This window comes from Plantactinospora soyae (assembly GCF_014874095.1).
GTDB classification, from domain to species: Bacteria; Actinomycetota; Actinomycetes; order Mycobacteriales; family Micromonosporaceae; genus Plantactinospora; species Plantactinospora soyae.
Genome location: NZ_JADBEB010000001.1, coordinates 5796066 through 5812890 on the forward strand (window position 1 = coordinate 5796066; position 16825 = coordinate 5812890).

Annotated in this window: 13 protein-coding genes; 8 read left to right on the forward strand and 5 right to left on the reverse strand. The window is 69.8% G+C overall.

What is annotated here, in order from left to right; genetic code table 11:
• Positions 1 to 32 precede the first annotated feature (32 nt).
• Entirely contained in the window at positions 33 to 1316 is a 1284-nt protein-coding gene (locus H4W31_RS25310) for an MFS transporter (RefSeq protein ID WP_192768934.1), read from the forward strand.
• 88 nt (positions 1317 to 1404) lie between these two features.
• Here the strand turns inward: H4W31_RS25310 and H4W31_RS25315 are convergent, their stop codons facing one another.
• The gene (locus tag H4W31_RS25315) at positions 1405 to 2751 is read right to left on the reverse strand and encodes an FAD-binding oxidoreductase (RefSeq protein WP_192768935.1); all 1347 of its coding nucleotides are present in this window, start codon (positions 2749 to 2751) and stop codon (positions 1405 to 1407) included.
• A 408-nt stretch (positions 2752 to 3159) separates the two neighbouring features.
• On the opposite strand from H4W31_RS25315, the gene H4W31_RS25320 reads away from it, so the two are divergent.
• Positions 3160 to 4677 (forward strand): RICIN domain-containing protein, encoded by a 1518-nt coding sequence (locus tag H4W31_RS25320; protein ID WP_192768936.1) that lies wholly within the window; start codon positions 3160 to 3162, stop codon positions 4675 to 4677.
• 255 nt (positions 4678 to 4932) lie between these two features.
• Positions 4933 to 5514 carry a hypothetical protein gene (locus tag H4W31_RS25325; protein ID WP_192768937.1) on the forward strand — a complete coding sequence of 194 codons (582 nt, stop codon included), beginning with the start codon at positions 4933 to 4935 and terminating at the stop codon, positions 5512 to 5514.
• A 249-nt stretch (positions 5515 to 5763) separates the two neighbouring features.
• Here the strand turns inward: H4W31_RS25325 and H4W31_RS25330 are convergent, their stop codons facing one another.
• On the reverse strand, positions 5764 to 6456 hold the full coding sequence (locus H4W31_RS25330) for an SAM-dependent methyltransferase (protein ID WP_192768938.1): 693 nt from the start codon (positions 6454 to 6456) through the stop codon (positions 5764 to 5766).
• Between the two features lie 94 nt (positions 6457 to 6550).
• On the opposite strand from H4W31_RS25330, the gene H4W31_RS25335 reads away from it, so the two are divergent.
• The gene (locus H4W31_RS25335) at positions 6551 to 7147 is read left to right on the forward strand and encodes a helix-turn-helix domain-containing protein (RefSeq protein WP_192768939.1); all 597 of its coding nucleotides are present in this window, start codon (positions 6551 to 6553) and stop codon (positions 7145 to 7147) included.
• A 92-nt stretch (positions 7148 to 7239) separates the two neighbouring features.
• Here H4W31_RS25335 and sigJ read toward each other — a convergent pair whose 3' ends face one another.
• Positions 7240 to 8175, reverse strand: coding sequence for an RNA polymerase sigma factor SigJ (gene sigJ / locus H4W31_RS25340; protein ID WP_192768940.1), 936 nt, complete (start codon positions 8173 to 8175; stop codon positions 7240 to 7242).
• A 266-nt stretch (positions 8176 to 8441) separates the two neighbouring features.
• Here sigJ and wrbA point away from each other — a divergent pair, with 266 nt between their 5' ends.
• Positions 8442 to 9050 carry an NAD(P)H:quinone oxidoreductase gene (wrbA, locus tag H4W31_RS25345; protein WP_192768941.1) on the forward strand — a complete coding sequence of 203 codons (609 nt, stop codon included), beginning with the start codon at positions 8442 to 8444 and terminating at the stop codon, positions 9048 to 9050.
• 31 nt (positions 9051 to 9081) lie between these two features.
• Here the strand turns inward: wrbA and H4W31_RS25350 are convergent, their stop codons facing one another.
• Positions 9082 to 12108 carry an AfsR/SARP family transcriptional regulator gene (locus tag H4W31_RS25350; protein WP_318783393.1) on the reverse strand — a complete coding sequence of 1009 codons (3027 nt, stop codon included), beginning with the start codon at positions 12106 to 12108 and terminating at the stop codon, positions 9082 to 9084.
• Between the two features lie 219 nt (positions 12109 to 12327).
• Between H4W31_RS25350 and H4W31_RS25355 the strand changes: the two genes are divergently transcribed.
• The 3 genes from H4W31_RS25355 to H4W31_RS25365 all read left to right on the forward strand — a co-directional run bounded on the left by H4W31_RS25355 (position 12328) and on the right by H4W31_RS25365 (position 15739).
• A complete protein-coding gene (locus H4W31_RS25355) occupies positions 12328 to 13356 on the forward strand; it encodes a hypothetical protein (protein WP_225945670.1) in 1029 nt (342 codons plus the stop codon).
• Between the two features lie 294 nt (positions 13357 to 13650).
• Positions 13651 to 14880: a chymotrypsin family serine protease gene (locus H4W31_RS25360; RefSeq protein ID WP_192768942.1), complete on the forward strand. Its 1230-nt coding sequence runs from the start codon at positions 13651 to 13653 to the stop codon at positions 14878 to 14880.
• A 205-nt stretch (positions 14881 to 15085) separates the two neighbouring features.
• Positions 15086 to 15739 (forward strand): class I SAM-dependent methyltransferase, encoded by a 654-nt coding sequence (locus H4W31_RS25365; protein WP_192768943.1) that lies wholly within the window; start codon positions 15086 to 15088, stop codon positions 15737 to 15739.
• A 44-nt stretch (positions 15740 to 15783) separates the two neighbouring features.
• Here the strand turns inward: H4W31_RS25365 and H4W31_RS25370 are convergent, their stop codons facing one another.
• Positions 15784 to 16758, reverse strand: a complete 975-nt coding sequence (locus H4W31_RS25370) for an Lrp/AsnC family transcriptional regulator (RefSeq protein WP_318783394.1) — start codon at positions 16756 to 16758, stop codon at positions 15784 to 15786.
• Positions 16759 to 16825 lie beyond the last annotated feature (67 nt).

A 16825-nucleotide genomic window follows, 5' to 3' on the forward strand; every position in this document is an offset into this window, starting at 1 on the left:
CATTCTGAAACTCACTGACGGGAGGATGCCGGATGGTAGTTGACGACGCACGCGGGGTGAGCATCTTCTGGCGGTGGTGGACGGCGGGCACCAGTAGCGCGCTCGGTTCGGCGGTGGGCGCGGTGGCGCTGCCGTTGACGGCGGTGACGGTGCTGCACGCCACCGCCTTCGAGATGGGCATGATCGTCGCGGCCAGCTACGTCGCCTGGATCGTGGTCGGCCTGCCAGCCGGAGTGATGGTGCAGCGGATGCCGATGCGGAGGGTGCAGATCGGGGCGGACCTCGCTCGTGCGGCGGCGGTCATCTCCATCCCGCTGGCCTGGTGGGCGGAGCGTCTGACCATCGCACAATTGGTGATCGTCGCCCTGGTGATCAGCTTCGCGGACGTCATGTTCGACGTCGCCAACTCGACATTCCTGCCGTCGATCGTCAGCAAGGAGCAGCTGCAGTCCCGTAACAGCCTGACCTCCGGAACGCACGCCACCACCCAACTCGGCGGACCATCCATCGGCGGCCTCATTGTCCAGTCGATCGGCGCGGTACCCACTCTGCTCTTCGACGCCGGCAGTTACCTTGTCTCCGCCCTGCTGCTCCGGACCCTGCCCGAACGCCGTACCGAGGCCCCCGACCGCTGGCCACCGATCCGCGCGATGATCCGCGAAGGCTGGCGGTTCGTCGTACGGCACCCCGTGATGGGTCCCTGCATGTGGGCCGCCACCGCCGCGAACACGGTCTGCGGAGCCCAGCACGCCCTCTACGCGCTCTATCTCGTGCGTGAGTTGCACGCCAAGCCCGGCCTCGTCGGCCTCCTGTTGGCAGCGGACGGGGTTGGCACCCTGATCGGCGCGGCGCTGACGAACCGGATCGCGGCCCGATTCGGAACGGCCCGTACGCTGATCGTCGCCGGATTCGTCTCGGTCGCCGGGGCGCTCATCGTCCCCCTCGGCGCCGGCTGGCAGGCGTTCGTGGCCTTCGCGGTCGGCAACGTGGTCTTCTCCGTCGGCGTGGTGGTGCTCAGTGTGCTGACCCGGACCTATCGGCAGATCGCCAGCCCACCCGACCTGCTGCCCCGGGTGATGGCAACGGTCCGCTTCGTCTCCTGGGGCGCGATCCCGATCGGCGGCCTGATCGCCGGAGCCGTCGCCGGAGTGCTCGGCGGCCGGGTCACCCTGATGATCTTCGTTGTCGCGGCCGCCTGCGTGCCACTGGTCCTACTGGCCTCACCGGTCCGGCAGCTGCGCGATCTCACCGACTACCAGCAGGGGGACCAGTCGACAGAATCGCCGACGGATCAGGTCGTCGGAGCGCGCCACTGACCATTTCGGAACCCCTCCCGGCGGTGTCCGGACCGGTGTGGGTGTGAGGAAACACGTACGGGGCAGGTCCACCAATCCGTGGACACGGTCAGCGCGAAGGTCCCCTCGGCGGGATGTTGAAGTTCAGCCGGAACATGTTGTCGGGGTCGTACGCGGTCTTGAGGTCGGTGAGGCGGTCGAAGTCGGCCGGTGTGTAGGCGGCGCGGACCAGGTCAGGTTCGGCGTCCTCGACACCGGCGAAGTTGAGGTTCGTTCCGCCGGTGCGCCAAGGACCCAGCTGGCGGAGCAGTTCGTCGCGTCGCCGGAGGCTCTGTGCCGAGGGGACGGTGCCGGTGAAGACCGAGAAGGCCGCGTCCCGTCCGCCGACGCAGTTGGGGACCTTCGGTGATCGGCCGTAGGCGCCACCGAAGTGCCGTAGCTCGGTGACGAACGGCGGCGCCGCTTTCGGTCCCGCGTTCGAGACGATGGCATGTACGGCGTCGCGGTTGAGTTCGCTCAGCAGCACGTTGCGGTCGTGGGCGACGTACGGCACGGCGGTGGGCTCGTGGTGGATGGTGCCGACCTCGGCATAGGGCATGTCCCGGACGGTGTCGAGCAGAGTCGGGCCGAGATCGCGCAGCGGCTTCACGAGGCGTTCGCCGTCCGCCGTTTCGCCGCTGTGGGCGATGCGGACATGGATGACGAACTTTCCGCGCAGCGGGTCGGGGACGGCGGAATCGTCCGGATACTGGACCAGGAGCACGGAGGAGGCCATCTCCTCGGGCGCCCGGGAGGTCCAGTCGGCGTAGGCGTGCAGCACCTCTGCCGTGGCATCGCCCGGAAAGTAGAGCCCACCGCCGAAGAGTCGCGGTACCGGGAACAGGTCCACTTCCATCCCCACCACGACGCCGAAGTTGTCCTTACCGCCGCGTACCGCCCAGAACAGGTCCGGGTCGCTGTCGACCGACACCTCGCGCAGGCGTCCGTCGGCGGTGACGACGCGCAGTTGCCGTACGTGATCGGCGGCGAAGCCGTACCGGCGGCCGAGGAGTCCGGCGCCGCCGCCCACCAGATAGCCGACGGCGCCCACGTCAGGGCTGGAGCCGTTCAACGGGGCCAGCCCGTGTGGGGTGGTCTGCTCCAGGACCTGCCGCCAACGCGTTCCGGCCTCGATCCAGGCGGTTCTCCGGCCCGGGTCGACGTCGACACCGTCCATCCGCCGGGTGTTGATCAACACCGCGTCGTCCGCCGGTACGGCGGGACCATGCCCGGTGGCCAGCACCGCGACCGCCCGCTGCTGCGCCGCGGCCAGCCGGACAGCGGCCACCACGTCCTGGTCGCCGGCCGCCCCCACGACGTATGCCGGTCGCGACTCGACCGCTCGGTTCAGTCCCAGCCGTTCGTCGTCATATCCCTGCTCACCTGGCCTGGCAACCGGTCCGGTCATCCCGTTCATGCAGGTCAACGTAGCAGCGCGGGGTCGCACCAGGATTGAAGAAATCGGACCAGCATCGCTGTTCCAGGGCTGGTCACCATTGACATCGACTCCTGTTAGCGCGAACATCCTGTGACGGGCCGTCGCTGAGGGCACGCGGTGGTCCCGGGGCCGGGTGGCTACCGGCTGTGCCGGTGATATTGGAGCCGTACGTCGAGGGTGTTCCCTGCGGTTCCTGCATGGTTCCTGACAAGCTCGCTGCGCTGGCCACCACATCCGCGAACCCACCGTCCACGACCCGTCGATCCCCGTGTTAGCGCAAACACGGAAGCGTCACGACGTCCTCTCGGGCCCGTCCCGGCGCCCCGTCCGAAAGTGCCGCCCTCCGGTCATCCGGCGGCCAACACGTCCCGCCCCCAGGAGTCAGACATGTTCGTTGGTGAACCGTCCCCCGGCACGGACCGTCGGCGTCTCCGTCGCTACGGCGCCGCGCTGGCCAGCGCGGCGCTCGTCGTCGGGGTCACCGCGCTTCTCCCCACTCCGCAGGCCGACGCCGCCACGATCGATCCGTCGGCGTACTACCAGATCGTGTCCCGGCACAGCGGAAAGGCGATCGAGGTCGCCGGCCAGTCCACCGCCGACGGCGCGGCCGTCCAACAGCGGACCCGGGCCAGTCAGAGCAACCAGCAGTTCCAGTTCGTTGACGTCGGCGGCGGGTACTTCAAGCTGCGTGCCCGGCACAGCGGCAGCCTGATCGACGTCTCGGGCGCCGCCAGCACCGACGGCGCCAACGTCGTGCAGTGGCCCGACAACGGTGGCGCCAACCAGCAGTTCCGGGTCGTGGACACCGACAGCGGGTACGTCAAGCTGCTCAACCGGAACAGCGGCAAGGCCCTGGAGGTGTGGGACTGGTCGACCGCGGACGGCGGCCGTATCTCGCAGTACACCGACACCGGCGGTGCGAACCAGCAGTGGCAACTGATCCGCACCGACGTGTCCGTACCCGGCGCCGGGGGCTACCTGTTCAGCTACATGACCGGTGAGGGCAGCGCCAACGGTGAACAGATCTACTTCGGGCTGAGCCAGGGCAACGACCCGGTCCGGTGGCGCCAGCTCAACGGCGGCCAGCCGGTCCTGCTCTCCAATGTCGGCACCAGGGGCGTACGCGACCCGTTCATCATCCGCTCTCCGCAGGGCGACCGGTTCTTCCAGATCGCGACCGACCTGCGCATCTACGGCGGCGGCAACTGGGACACCGTCCAGCGTACCGGCAGCAAGTCCATTGTGGTCTGGGAATCCACCGACCTGGTGACCTGGAGTGCTCCCCGGCTGGTGCGGGTCTCGCCGGACACCGCCGGCAACACCTGGGCGCCGGAGGCCTACTACGACGAGAGCATCGGCCAGTACGTGGTGTTCTGGGCCTCGAAGCTATACGCCGCCAACGATCCGAACCACACCGGCAGCAGCTACAACCGGATGATGTACGCGACCACCCGCGACTTCCGTACCTTCAGCACCGCGCAGATCTGGGTGGACAAGGGCTACTCCACCATCGACTCCACGCTGATCAAGCACAACGGCACCTACTACCGCTACACCAAGGACGAGCGTAGTTCCTCGCAGTCGACGTGCGGAAAGTTCATCCTGGCCGAGCGGTCCACCACGGTGCTCAACAGTAACTACTCCTTCCTCCGGGAATGCATCGGCCAGGGCTCGCTCAACCAGGGTGAGGGACCGCTCGTGTTCAAGTCGAACACCGAGAACCGTTGGTACCTCTACATCGACGAGTACGGCGGCCGTGGCTACATCCCGTTCACCACGACCGATCTGACCACCGGGCAGTGGAGCATGGTGTCCAGCTACACCATGCCCGGCCGGCCCCGGCACGGCACCGTCCTCCCGCTGAGTCAGGCCGAGTACGACAGCCTCGCGCAACGGTGGGGTTGATCCGTGAGGACCGCCAGGAAATCGGCGGCTCCTCCACTCCCACCCCCGGCGCAGCGGCCTGGAGCCGATCACGATCAGCTCGACCGACCGGTTGGCGAATTCGTTTGACGCAAGTTCCTGCTATTGATGGAGGACAATAGATATAGACATACTGTGCAGGACGGACTGTTTCAGGGATGGAGTGCTATGCAGCACAAGAATTGGATGTCGGATTATCTTGGCAGGAGCGGTAGGCGCCACGGTGGATGGCTCGCCGTGCTGGTCGCACTGCTCCTCGCGGTCACCGGGGTCGGCACCGCCTCGGCGGCGACCCTGGCCAGCGACGACTTCGAGGACGGCAACGCCGCAGGCTGGGTCACCACCGGTGGCACGTGGATCGTCACGCGCGAAGAATCCAGAGTGCTGCGCCAATCCAGCCTCGCAGGCAACGCGCTGGCCAGGACCGGTCAGCCCGGCTGGCGGGACTACACCATCGTGGCCGAGGTTCGGCCCGACTCGTTCAACGGAATGCCCGGCTCCGTCGGCGTCGTGGCCCGGGCGCAGTCCAGCTCGACCTTCTACGCGCTGGTACTGCGCCCGAACAACACCGTCGCGTTGATCCGGACCGTCGGGGGCAGGTCGACGACGCTCGCGGCCGCGTCCATGACCGTCGCGGCGGATCGCTCGTACACGCTGGTGCTGCGGACGGCCGGCCAGACCCTGACCGGATTGGTTGGCGGAGTTCGGCTGACCGCCTCCGACGGTTTCATCCTCAGCGGGCCGGCCGGTCTGGTCACGACCTGGACCATCGCTTCCTTCGACGACGTCTCGGTCGATACCGACGCCCCGGCGCTCTAGCTCCTTCCGCTGATCATGAAGCTCGCTCGGCGAACCCGCCGTGGTAGGAGGTGTAGCGACCGATCACGGTGATCTGGCGGATCACGAGTGGGCTGTGCTGGCGCATTGCCGCCGACACGGCCCACTCGTGGCGGCCGGTGGCGGGATCACCGGCAGCTCACCAGCGCGTTCTGTCGGGGTCGGGCGCGCCGGCCGGCCGGCGCGTGACCTGGCCAGCCGGCCCTTGTGTACGAGTGGCCGAGCGCCGCCTCACCTCTGCGCCGCCGTCCCGCCAACTCGCCGGACGGCGCGTACGACGACGTCGTCCAGCGGGACCACCCGGCCGCCATGGCCGGTGATCGTGCGGTGGACCTCGTCGGCGACGACGATCTCCCAGGCTGCGTCGTCCAGCCGCGCGGTGATGGCCGCGGCGGTGACCGATGCCTCGGCAGGCGGCAGGTGCCCGGGGGAGGGGCCATGCCCGTGGCGGTGACCGTCGGCGTCACCGTTGGCGCCATGAGCGTGCAGGTGACCGACGATCAGCAGGGTGCCACCGGGTGCGACCCAGCCGGCGATGCGGTCGTAGAACTCCAGTTGCGGTGTCGCCGGGTGGGCGTAGTGGGTCGTGACCAGGTCGAACCGGGTTCCCGGCTGCCAGGCGCTCAGGTCCGCCTCGACCCACTCCACCCGATCGGAAACGCCGCTTGTGCTCGCGCGCCGGGCAGCGCCGGCCAGCGCCTCGGACGAGATGTCGGCGGCGGTGACCTGCCAGCCGTGCGAGGCGAGCCAGATCGCCTCGGCGCCCGTACCGCACCCCGCATCCAGCGCGGTTCCCGGCACCAGGCCGCGGGTCTCCCGGCCGAGGTAGGGGTTCGGCGGGTTTCCGGCGATGGCTCCGGGGCTGTCGGTGCTTCGCCGGTGCCAGTGCTGCTCCCAGTACTCCTTGTCGAACCCGTGCGTCATCGGTCGCCCTCCACGTTCGTTCCGTTACGTCCCCCAGGGTGACGACGGCGGCGGTGAACCCGCAAATGTTGTTGCCGAATGGCAAAATGCGATCATGGACGAGTTGGTGGACCGCACTCTCGATGCCGTCGGGCCCAGGCTGAAGCAGCTTCGGCAGCGTCGCGAGGTCACGCTCGCCGAGCTCGCCGAGGAGACGGGCATCTCGATCAGCACCCTGTCCCGACTCGAGGCCGGCCTGCGGCGCCCCACGCTCGAGCAGCTCCTGCCACTGGCCCGCGCCTACGGGGTGACCCTCGACGAGCTCGTCGACGCGCCGCCCACCGGCGACCCCCGGATCAATCTGCGTCCGATCGCCGGCAGCGACGGATCGACCATCCTGCCCCTCACCCGCAGGCCGGGCGGTATCCAGGCCTACAAGTTCGTCCTACCGGCGGGACACGACGACACCGAGCCCGACCTACGCATCCATGAGGGCTACGACTGGGTCTACGTCCTCAACGGCACGCTCCGGCTCGTCCTGGGCGAGCATGACCTTCTCCTTCGACCCGGTGACGCCGCCGAGTTCGACACCCGTACCCCGCACTGGTTCGGCGCCACCAGCGCCGGCCCCGTCGAGTACCTCAGCCTGATCGGAAGGCAGGGCGAACGCGCGCACATCCGTATCGCACCCAAGCTTCGGCCGTCCGAGTAGCCGGCCCAACGGACCGTACGTCCCGAGCGCCGCCCGTGCCTCGTCCGGCGTCATCCCGAGCCGGACCGGACGGTGCCGAAGAGGTACGCCCGTCAGTCGATCGTCCAGGGCCGGAGCTTCTCGGGGTTGCGGACCGACCAGACGCGGGTGATCCGATCATCGGCGATGTCGAACGCGATCACCGTCAGGCTGACGCCGGCCGCCTGAACCACCAGGCCCGGCTGACCGTTGACCGTACGCTCCAGGATCGTCAGGCCGGGTGCCCTGCCGGCGACGTCCACGAGCACGCGTGCGACCCGCTCGCTGCCCTCGATCGGCCGGAGTTCGGCGTTTACCAGTCCACCGCCGTCACCGATCGCCGTGACATCGGGATCGAGGAGGCCGATGAGGGCCTCGATGTCCTTGGCTTCCCACGCCTGCTTGAAGTCCCGGACGATGGCGGCGCGCCGGGCCGTCGGCGTCGCCGGAGCCTGCGAGGCGCGGATGCGGCGGCGGGCCGACGAGGCGAGTTGGCGGCATGCCGCCGGGGTACGGCCGACGATCTCGGCGATTTCGGCGAAGGGGTAGCGGAAGACGTCGTGCAGGATGAACGCGACGCGTTCGGCGGGGGTCATCGATTCGAGTACGACGAGGAAGGCCATGTTGACCGACTCGTCGAGGGTGACCCGGTCGGCCGGGTCGGTCGTGATCCCGTCCGAGCGTGTGTTGATCCACTCGGTGGGTTCGGGTAGCGGCTCGGGGATCCATTCGCCGACGTAGCGTTCCCGTCGGGCCCGCGCCGAGCCCAGCAGGTCGAGGCAGATGCGGCTGGCCACGGTCGTCAGCCAGGCGCCGGGGGACTCGATGGCCTGCTGGCGCTGCGTGGACATGGCGTACCAGCGGGCGTACGTCTCCTGTACGACGTCCTCGGCGTCGGCCAGCGAGCCGAGCAGCCGGTACGCGAGATTGATCAGTCGATGCCGCTCGCGTACGACCGCGTTCAGGATCGGATCGAGCTGGTCTCTGCCGGGCCCGGACTGGGTGCTCATGGTGTCGCCGACTCCCTTGATCGCATCTGCCTCACCGGTTCGACGAAACAACGCACCGGACTGTGAGGTCGACGCGTCGCCTCACATTCCGAGCGGTCGGGTCGTCGTACTGGTCGGACGAACACCCCGGCCAGTCAACCACCGCGTCGGCGCTGACCATCCTGCTGGCACTCGTGTCCAGCCGGCGCACCAGCCCCCGCGGCCCGGCTGGACTGGGCACCCACCGGCAACGCCGGACAGAACGCCGCGAAGGAAGGAAACCGATCATGGAACCCGTGCAGGTCGCGATCGTCTACTACAGCGCCACCGGCACCGTGCACACCCTGGCGCGAGCCGCCGCCGACGGCGCGGAGAAGGCCGGCGCACACGTCCGACTGCGCAAGGTCGCCGAACTGGCCCCGCCGGACGCGATCAACGCCAGGCCGGCCTGGGCCCAGCACGTCCGGGACACCGCCGACGTCACCGAGGCCAGCCTCGCCGACCTGGCCTGGGCCGACGCGGTGCTGTTCGGCACCCCGACCCGGTTCGGCAACGTGGCCGGCCAGCTCAAGGCGTTCATCGACACCACCGGTGGCCTCTGGTACCAGGGCAAACTCGCCGACAAGGTGTACTCGGCATTCACCGCGTCCAACACCGCGCACGGCGGACAGGAGTCCACCATCCTGGCGCTGGCGAACGTCTTCTACCACTGGGGCGGCATCATCGTGCCCCCCGGCTACACCGATCCGGTCCAGTTCCAGACCGGCAATCCCTACGGCACCTCGCACGTGACCGCCGATGGCCCACCCGGAAACGTGGTTCTGGAAGCCGCCCGCTACCAGGCCCGGCGCGTCGTCGACATCGCGGCGGCGCTCAAGGCGGGCCGCACCGCCTGACCGGAGCCGGCGAGACCGTCGAGGCGACCGGTCATCCCGGGCGGGCCTCGGCGAGCGTGCGCAGTGCCCGGGCCTCGATCAGCCGGTACCCGGATCGGCGAGCGAGTTCGACGGCCTTGCCGCCCTGTGCCCTGGCCCCGGCGAGATCGCCGAGGTCCAGTAGGGCCTCGGCCGATCCGCGCAGCGCGTCCGCCTCGCACCAGCGGAAGCTGGTCGCCCGCGCGATCTCCAATGCCTGGCCGTGATGCTCGCTGGCCTCCGCGGCCAGTCCCAGCCGCAGGCAGACGTCGCCGAGCGAGATGAGCGCCCACGCCTCGGTGCCGTGGTCGCCGATCTGACGGGTCAGCTCGACTGCCGACCGGGCATCCGAGCGTGTCTGCGCCGACGGGCCGGTCTGGCAGTGCAGCAGCGCGCGGCCGGAGAGCGCGGTCGCCTCGCCGTACGAGTAGCCGAGCTCCCGGTTGGCGACCAGCGCCCGGGTGTAGAACTCCTCGGCCGTGTCCCGGTGGCCGAGGTCCCGGTGCACGTTGCCGAGGTCGACGAGCAGGACCGCGACGCTGTACCGGATGCCCTCCCGCTCGGCTGTCTCCAGCGCCGGGCCGAAGTGTCCGAGCGACTGGTCCAGCACGCCGAGCTGCCAGTACGCGAAGCCGAGGTTGGCCAGCGCCATGACCGTTCCGCCGCTCTGGCCCAGTTGCCGACTCAGCCGCAGCGACTGCAACCCGCAGTCGATCGACGCCCGCGGGTTGCCCAGACGCTGGTGCACCGCACTGAGATTGTTCAGCACGGCGGCCCGGCCCTCGTGCCAGCCGTCGGCGACGTTCCGCCGCAGTGCGCTGACGAGATGCGCCCGGGCCTCCTCGTACCGGCCCGTGTTGACGTAGGCGAGCGAGATGCTCTGGTGCATCGCGGCCTGTGCGCGCTCGTCGCCCTCGGCACGCGCCACGTCCAGCGCCGCCGTCGCCATGTTGGCCCACTCCGTGTGGTGGCCCCGGTAGTGGAAGAAGGCGCGCAGGGCGTCGGCGATGTGCCAGGCCAGCGGCCGGGGGCCTCGTTCCGCGACCTGGTCGACGGCCGCGGCCAGGTTCGGCCATTCGGCGTCGAGCCAGGAGAGGGCGCTCGGGTTGTCCGTGAAGGCGATCCCGTCGGGCAGCTCCCTCGGCAGTCGGAGGAACTGTGGAACGAGCCGCCGGCCCGCCGCGTCGGCCGTGTGCAGGTAGTGGTCGAGTACCAGTCTGCGGGCCTGCTCGCGCTCGGCCGTCGTGTCTTCGGTCAGCGCCCGGTCGACCGCGTACTGGCGGAGCAGGTCGTGGAACCGAAAGCGTCCGCGTGCGTACTGCTCGACCAGGTGTGCCGCGACCAGCGCCTTCATCAGCCGTTCCGTACGAGCCGGCGGCAGCCCGGAGACGACACTTGCCGGCAGTGCGGTGAAGGTCTGTCCCGGCAACAGCCCGAGACGGCGGAACAGGAGTCGGTGCTCGGTCGGCAATGCCTTGTAGGACAGGGCAAAGGCCTTGGTGATGGCACTCTCTTCGGCACCGTCCACGGTCAGACCCGCCAACGGGTCACCCTCGGCGAGGTCCTGCACCAGTCCGGCGATCTCGGACTCGGGGTCCGCACCGACGTTGGCCACCGCGATCCGCAGGGCGAGCGGCAGGTGACCGCAGAGTTGGGCCAGCCTCTCGGCGGCCATCGCCTCGGCGGCGACCTGGTCGACACCGAGTGCGACCTCCAGCAGCCGGCGGGAGTCCGCGGCCGGAAGCACCGACAGCGGCAGCGCCTGTGCGCCGGTGCGGGCGATCAGGTCACCGAGCCGCTGTCTGCTGGTGACGACGACCGTGCCCACCGGCGGGATCAGCGTGATCACCTGGCCGGTGTCGCGTACGTTGTCCAGCACCAACAGGACGTGTTCGTCGGCGAGCATGGAGCGGAACAGGGCTGCCCGGCCGTCCACGTCCGCCGGGATCAACCGGGGGTCGGCACCCAGGCCGGTCAGCATCTGGATGAGCGCGGCGGCCGGGGTCAGCGGTTCGTGCTCGGCGTCGAAGCCGCGCAGGTCGAGGTAGAGCTGTCCGCCCGGAAACCGACCCCGGTTGCGGTGGGCCCAGTGGACGGCGAGCGCGGTCTTGCCGACCCCCGCGATGCCGCTGATCACCCAGAGCTTCGTGCCCGACGGCGACGTCAGCCCGGCATCGAGCCGGTTCAGTTCGCCGGTACGCCCGACGAACCCGAGGGCGTCGTGTGGCAGTTGGGCCGGCCGTACCGGTTCGGGCGACGTTCTCCGCCGCGACTGCCCGGGAGCATGGTCGAGGGCCGGATCCGCGCGCAGGATCGCGGACTCGAGCCGCCGCAGTTCCGGTACCGGATCGAGGCCGAGTTCGTCGGTCAGTCTCGTCCGCAGGGTGTGGTACGTCGCGAGCGCGTCGGCGGTACGGCCCTCCCGGTACAGCGCGAGCATGAGCTGGCCCACCAACCGCTGCCGCAGGGCGTGTTCGGCCACGAGGCCGGTGAGTTCGGCGAGCAGTTGCCGGCTGCGGCCCAACCGCAGTAGGGCGTCCACCCGGCTCTCCAACGCCGCCCACCGGCCTTCGTGCAGGTGGCCGCAGAGCCGATCCGCGACGTCCCTGGACACCACCTCGCCGAGGGCGTCGCCGCGCCACAGCGCGAGCGCCTGGTCGAACAGTTCGACGGCGGGCTCGTCGGCGCAGGAGGCCGCCCGGGCGACCAGGTCGGTGAACCGGTGTGCGTCCACCGAGAGCGGGTCCACCCGTAGGACGTATCCGGCCCCCCGACCGACTATCTCGGGCGCGTCGTCGCCGAACTGCCGGAACGACGTTCGCAGCCGGGATATCAGCGTCTGGATCGAGGCTCGTGCGGACGCCGGCACGTCCTGGTCCTCCCAGACGAGGTCGACCAGGCGGTTCAGCGGCACCAGGCGGTTGGCCTCCAGTAGCAGGACCGCCAGTACGAAACGCTGCTTGCGCGAACCGAGGCTGACTCGTTCCCTGCCCACCCATGCCTCGACGGGGCCCAGGATGCGGAACTCGATCTCGTTCACCTCTCCGTCGATCTGCGACTCGCGGCCGGGGCGGCGACGCCGTTCGGGGCCCGGCCGGCGGACCGCCCGCGAGGAGGTCGGCGAACCAACGGCGCGGCCGGTTCTCGGCCAACGGGTGGCCGGGGAAGGTCGGATTGCAAGGGCCTTGCAAGCGCGGTACGCAAGGGTACTGCGCCATCCGTACCCGTCGCCCGAACATCCATCGGTAGGAGTCAAAACATGCGAAGAGCCTTCAGTGTGGTCGTGGCCATGCTGTTCGTCGTCACGTCCGCGAGCGTCGCGCACGCCGACGAGGGGTCGGTGACCAGGGTGACGCTGACGAGTGCGAACAGCTTCCAGTCGAGGGTCGAGGAGCGCCTGTTGAGCAGGACCGTCACCCTCGCCGCCGGGGAGTCCCGGCACGTGCGGGGACGCCTCCAGGCGACCAGCAGCGTGCCGCAGATCGTGTCGATGAACAACACGCTCAAGTGCGTCAACTCGGCCGGTGCCGTGGTCGGCACCACCTCGACGTCGTCGCGCAACCACGAAGGCTCGGACACCACCTACTACGCCAGGCCCGGGCATCTGCCGATCGACGCCGACCTCCTGTTCACCGCGCCCTCGGCGGGCACCTACACCTGTGGCCTGTACGGGTACACGGCCTCCACCTCGCTCAGCGGTTACCACCTGACCGCCGTCGCCACCGACACCTGGCTCGAGGTCAGCGACACCAACCAGGTGGGCGCGCGTTGGTGGCAGAACCCGGCCTGTAGCAGCACCGGTACCTCGAGCACCTGTACCTACGTCGGCGCCGGTACGTCCACGGCCTGGGTGTTCTACGACGACGGTACGCCGGTCCACAAGTGGAACGCCGCCGCCAACGCCAGCTCCGTGCAGGCTCTGGCCACACTGGAGCTGACGACGTGTTACACCGGTACCGCGTCGTGTAAGAGCAGCATCGACGCGTACGAGCAGCCGCGCGGTACGAACGCGGTGGTCGACGTACGTTTCGAGTTCATCCAGCTGGACCCGACCGCACACACCTGTCGGACGACGAGCACCGCGACCTCCCGGAAGACGATCCGCGACGACGCGCACCACTACGTCGCGAACTTCGCCCTCTCAGGTATTCCGATCGATCCGACCTGTGGGACCCGGACCTTTCTCATGCGGATCTTCGTCAAGCACGTCTCCGGCAACCCGATCAAAATCGACGGGGAGCAGAGCACGACCTCGTTGACGAACGGCATCGCGATGAACATCTTCTGACCACCGCTCGTTCCCGCCGCGCGAGGACGAGTCTGAGGAGGCGGGAAAGGGTCCGGGCCCCCTCGATCGAGGGGCCCGGACCCCTGGTCGGGGCGGCTGACGGCCCCGCCGTGATGTTCGCCTCGCCCGGTCGGCCGGAGTGGTCGCCGCGAGCCGGCGGCTGAGCGGGCTGCAAGGCTTGTGCAAGCGGGTCACGCGAGGGTGGCCGCGTCCACCCACCACATCGGATCTGCCGAAGGCGTATCCGTGGGTGGGAAACGGTCCGACCATCCGAACGTGTCAACAGGAGGTTCCGTGCGTAGACGCATGGTGTTCGTGGGCTGCCTACTCGTCGCGGTCGCGGGCACGACGTCAGCCGCCCAGGCGGACGTGTCGACAGCGAAAGCGGCCGAACAATGGTCTACCGCCGGCTTCGCCGCGGACGTCGACACTGCGGCGATGACCCGGCAGTACCACCGTCTCAGGGCCATGGCGGCCGCCGACCCCGAGGGTGCCGGGAGCACCTACTTCGACGAGGCCACCGGCCAGCTCGTCGTCAGGTACGTGAAGAACGAGGACGGCGCCCGGTGGCAGGCGAGGGGGAGAGGACTGGCCGCCCAGGCCGGTGACGTGCCGGTCCGGTACGAGGCGACCGACGTCTCGTTGCGGCGTCTGGAGGAGGCAACCAAGAGCCTGGACGACTCCCGCGGCTGGGCGGGTTCACTGGCCGGCCTGGTGCATCAGGTACGCCTCGACGAGCTCGCCGATGAGATTGTCATCGAGGCCGCCGGCGAGGCGGAGAAGCTTGCCGCGGCGGCGGAGCGGGCCACCGGACTTCCACCCCGGGTCACCGTCTCCAAGGCCGGGCCGGTCCAGCAGAGCCGCCGGTCGGACACGGCACCGTTCTACGGCGGCCTGGCGCTCTGGCGGCGCGTTGTCGGGAACCCGCTCACGGAAAACGCGGCCTGCACGACCGGCTTCCGGATGACGCGCGGCGGGACGAACAGCAACTGGGTGACCATCGCGGGGCACTGCGGTACGAACGGAGACCAGTACTGGCACCCGGGCGGTTGGGCGGTCCGGATCAGTTCGGACTACGAGAGCCTGGGCACGGACGTCGCGATGCTGGCGCCACTCGGCGACGCCTACTTCAGCCGTAACTCGTGGTTCGGCGGAAGAAACGCCGCGACCGCGCACCCGGTCAGTGGAAAGGACACCGACTGGCCCGCGGTCGGTTCGGCGCTCTACATCTCCGGGTCGAACGGCGGGCTGGTCTACGGCCGGGTGACGTCGGACCGCGGCACCTGCGGCGGCGAACGCATGGTCGTCGTCGACACCACCAACGGGCACACCAACGACGGCGCCACCCTGGGCGGCGACTCCGGAGCGCCGGTCACCCGGTGGAACACCGCCACCTCGGCCACCGACGATCTCGCGGCGGTGGGCAGCCATTCCTGCGGCAACGCCGTCGACACCTCGTGGTTCGTGCCGATCCACCGGGTGGAGTCGGCCACCGACGCCGTCGTGGTGATCGGCGGCAACTGACAGGTACCGGTACGCGGGCGGCAATGGTGCCGTCCGCGTACCGCCGGCTCGGCCGCGCGTGCCGCGAGTGCTTCGGTTTGCCAAAGTAGCAAGAAAGGTTGTCGGAGTCGCAGGCGTTCCGGATGCTGGTGGGCACGGACCTCACGAGTCCTACGCCGCGATCGTCGCGGCGCCCGCTGTGGAGCACCGGAAGGGAAACCGTCTGATGAGTGGACACGGACACCAGCTCACCGAGGACGAAGCGGCCGCGATGTTCGAGCCGCCGAGCTGGGACGAGCGGTACTCCGGGTCGGAAACGATCTGGAGCGGGAAACCCAACGCGCAGCTCGTCGCGGAGGTGGCCACACTGACGCCGGGCACCGCGCTCGACGTCGGCTGCGGTGAGGGCGGCGACGTGATCTGGCTGGCCGGCCAGGGTTGGACGGCCACCGGTGCCGACTTCTCCGCCAACGGCCTGGCGCGGGCCGCCCGGCACGCCGAGCAGGCCGGAGTCGGCGACCGCACGCACTGGTGGCAGGTCGACGCACGGACCTTCGCGGCGGACGGGCGCTCCTACGACCTGGTCACCAGCCACTTCCTGCACGCGCCGGACGGTCAGATGGTGGAGGTGACCCGCCGACTGGCCGAGGCCGTCGCCCCCGGCGGGCACCTGCTCGTCGTCGGCCACGCCCCGTCCGAGGTGTTCGCCCAGCTGACCGCGAGCCAGCGCAGGGCGATGTTCGTCGCCGAGGAACTGCTGCCCGGCCTGCCGGACGACTTCGAGGTCCTGGTGGTCGAGCAGCGGCCCAGGACGATGACCCGCGACGGGGTGACGGTCGACGTGCACGACTCCACGCTGCTCGCTCGCCGTACGTCGTAGCGCGGGTGGCACCGTTGCCCCGTGTCGCCGGGGTGGCTCGGCGATCACGGGACCAGCAGGGTGCCGGCGCCCTTCACCCGCCGTACGACCGGTGCGGTCTCGGCCCGTGACACGCCGTCGAGTGTGCCGATGCCGTGCGCGAGATACTGGTACAGGTCGTCGAGGTCGTGGCAGACCACCGATGCCGCGACGTTGGCCGGTCCGGTGACGGCCGCGGCGTAGCCGACCTGTGGATGGCCGGCGAGGGCCCGGGTGACGGTGGTCAGCGCGGCCGGGGCGACGGTGAGCCACAGCATCGCCTCGGCGGTATGGCCGAACAGGGCGGGCTCGATCTCCACGTCGAAGTACAGCACGTCGATGCGGCGCAGGTGCTCGATGCGGCGCCGGACCGTTGTCTCCGACCAACCGGTGGCGGCCGTGAGGGCCGGAGCGCTGGCGCGGCCGTCCTTGGCCAGCACGGTCAGCAGGTGGTTGTCGGCGGTGCTGAGGCTGATCCGCTCGCCGGGCGCGGCCACCTCCGGTGCCGGGCGCAGTGCGGCGACCTGGTCCGGCTCGAGCGCGGCGGTGCGGCCCGGCCAGCCGTTGGTGCCGGCCACCGCCCGCAGGATGCAGTGCGCGGTGACGGCCGTGATCCGCGACGTACGGGGCAACTTCTGCAGCAGCAGTTCGCCCTCGACGCTCTGCGCCCGGGTCCGGGTGATGCAGGTGATCTCCGTGCCGCCGGACAGGAGCGTGACCCAGGAGGTGTCGGCGCGCTGGGCCAGCGCGCTGGCCACCGGCACGGCGGCATCGGGCGGGCACCGCATCCGTACCAGCCATTCCACGTGGCCGAGGGCTGCGGCGTAGGGCAGGCCGACCACGCGGAGGAGGCCGGCCGAGCGCAGCCGCCGGTAGCGCCGGGCGATCGTCCGGTCGGAGGTGCCGAGCACCGCGGCGATCTGGCTGAACGAGGCGCGACCGTCGATCTGTAACGCGTGGGCGAGTTGGCGGTCGAGCCCGTCGAGGGTGAGTGGATCCACCAATCAAAGGTAGCAACGGGTCGGATTCCGCCACCTATGCTCGGATAGACGCCGGATGGCCGGACGA

Coding starts and splice junctions, on each gene's coding strand:
- H4W31_RS25315 (WP_192768935.1), bottom strand. CDS start 2,751: ATGAACGGGATGACCGGACCGGTTGCCAGGCCAGGTGAGCAGGGATAT.
- H4W31_RS25330 (WP_192768938.1), bottom strand. CDS start 6,456: ATGACGCACGGGTTCGACAAGGAGTACTGGGAGCAGCACTGGCACCGG.
- H4W31_RS25355 (WP_225945670.1), top strand. CDS start 12,328: ATGCGAAGAGCCTTCAGTGTGGTCGTGGCCATGCTGTTCGTCGTCACG.
- H4W31_RS25310 (WP_192768934.1), top strand. CDS start 33: ATGGTAGTTGACGACGCACGCGGGGTGAGCATCTTCTGGCGGTGGTGG.
- wrbA (WP_192768941.1), top strand. CDS start 8,442: ATGGAACCCGTGCAGGTCGCGATCGTCTACTACAGCGCCACCGGCACC.
- H4W31_RS25335 (WP_192768939.1), top strand. CDS start 6,551: ATGGACGAGTTGGTGGACCGCACTCTCGATGCCGTCGGGCCCAGGCTG.
- sigJ (WP_192768940.1), bottom strand. CDS start 8,175: ATGAGCACCCAGTCCGGGCCCGGCAGAGACCAGCTCGATCCGATCCTG.
- H4W31_RS25365 (WP_192768943.1), top strand. CDS start 15,086: ATGAGTGGACACGGACACCAGCTCACCGAGGACGAAGCGGCCGCGATG.
- H4W31_RS25320 (WP_192768936.1), top strand. CDS start 3,160: ATGTTCGTTGGTGAACCGTCCCCCGGCACGGACCGTCGGCGTCTCCGT.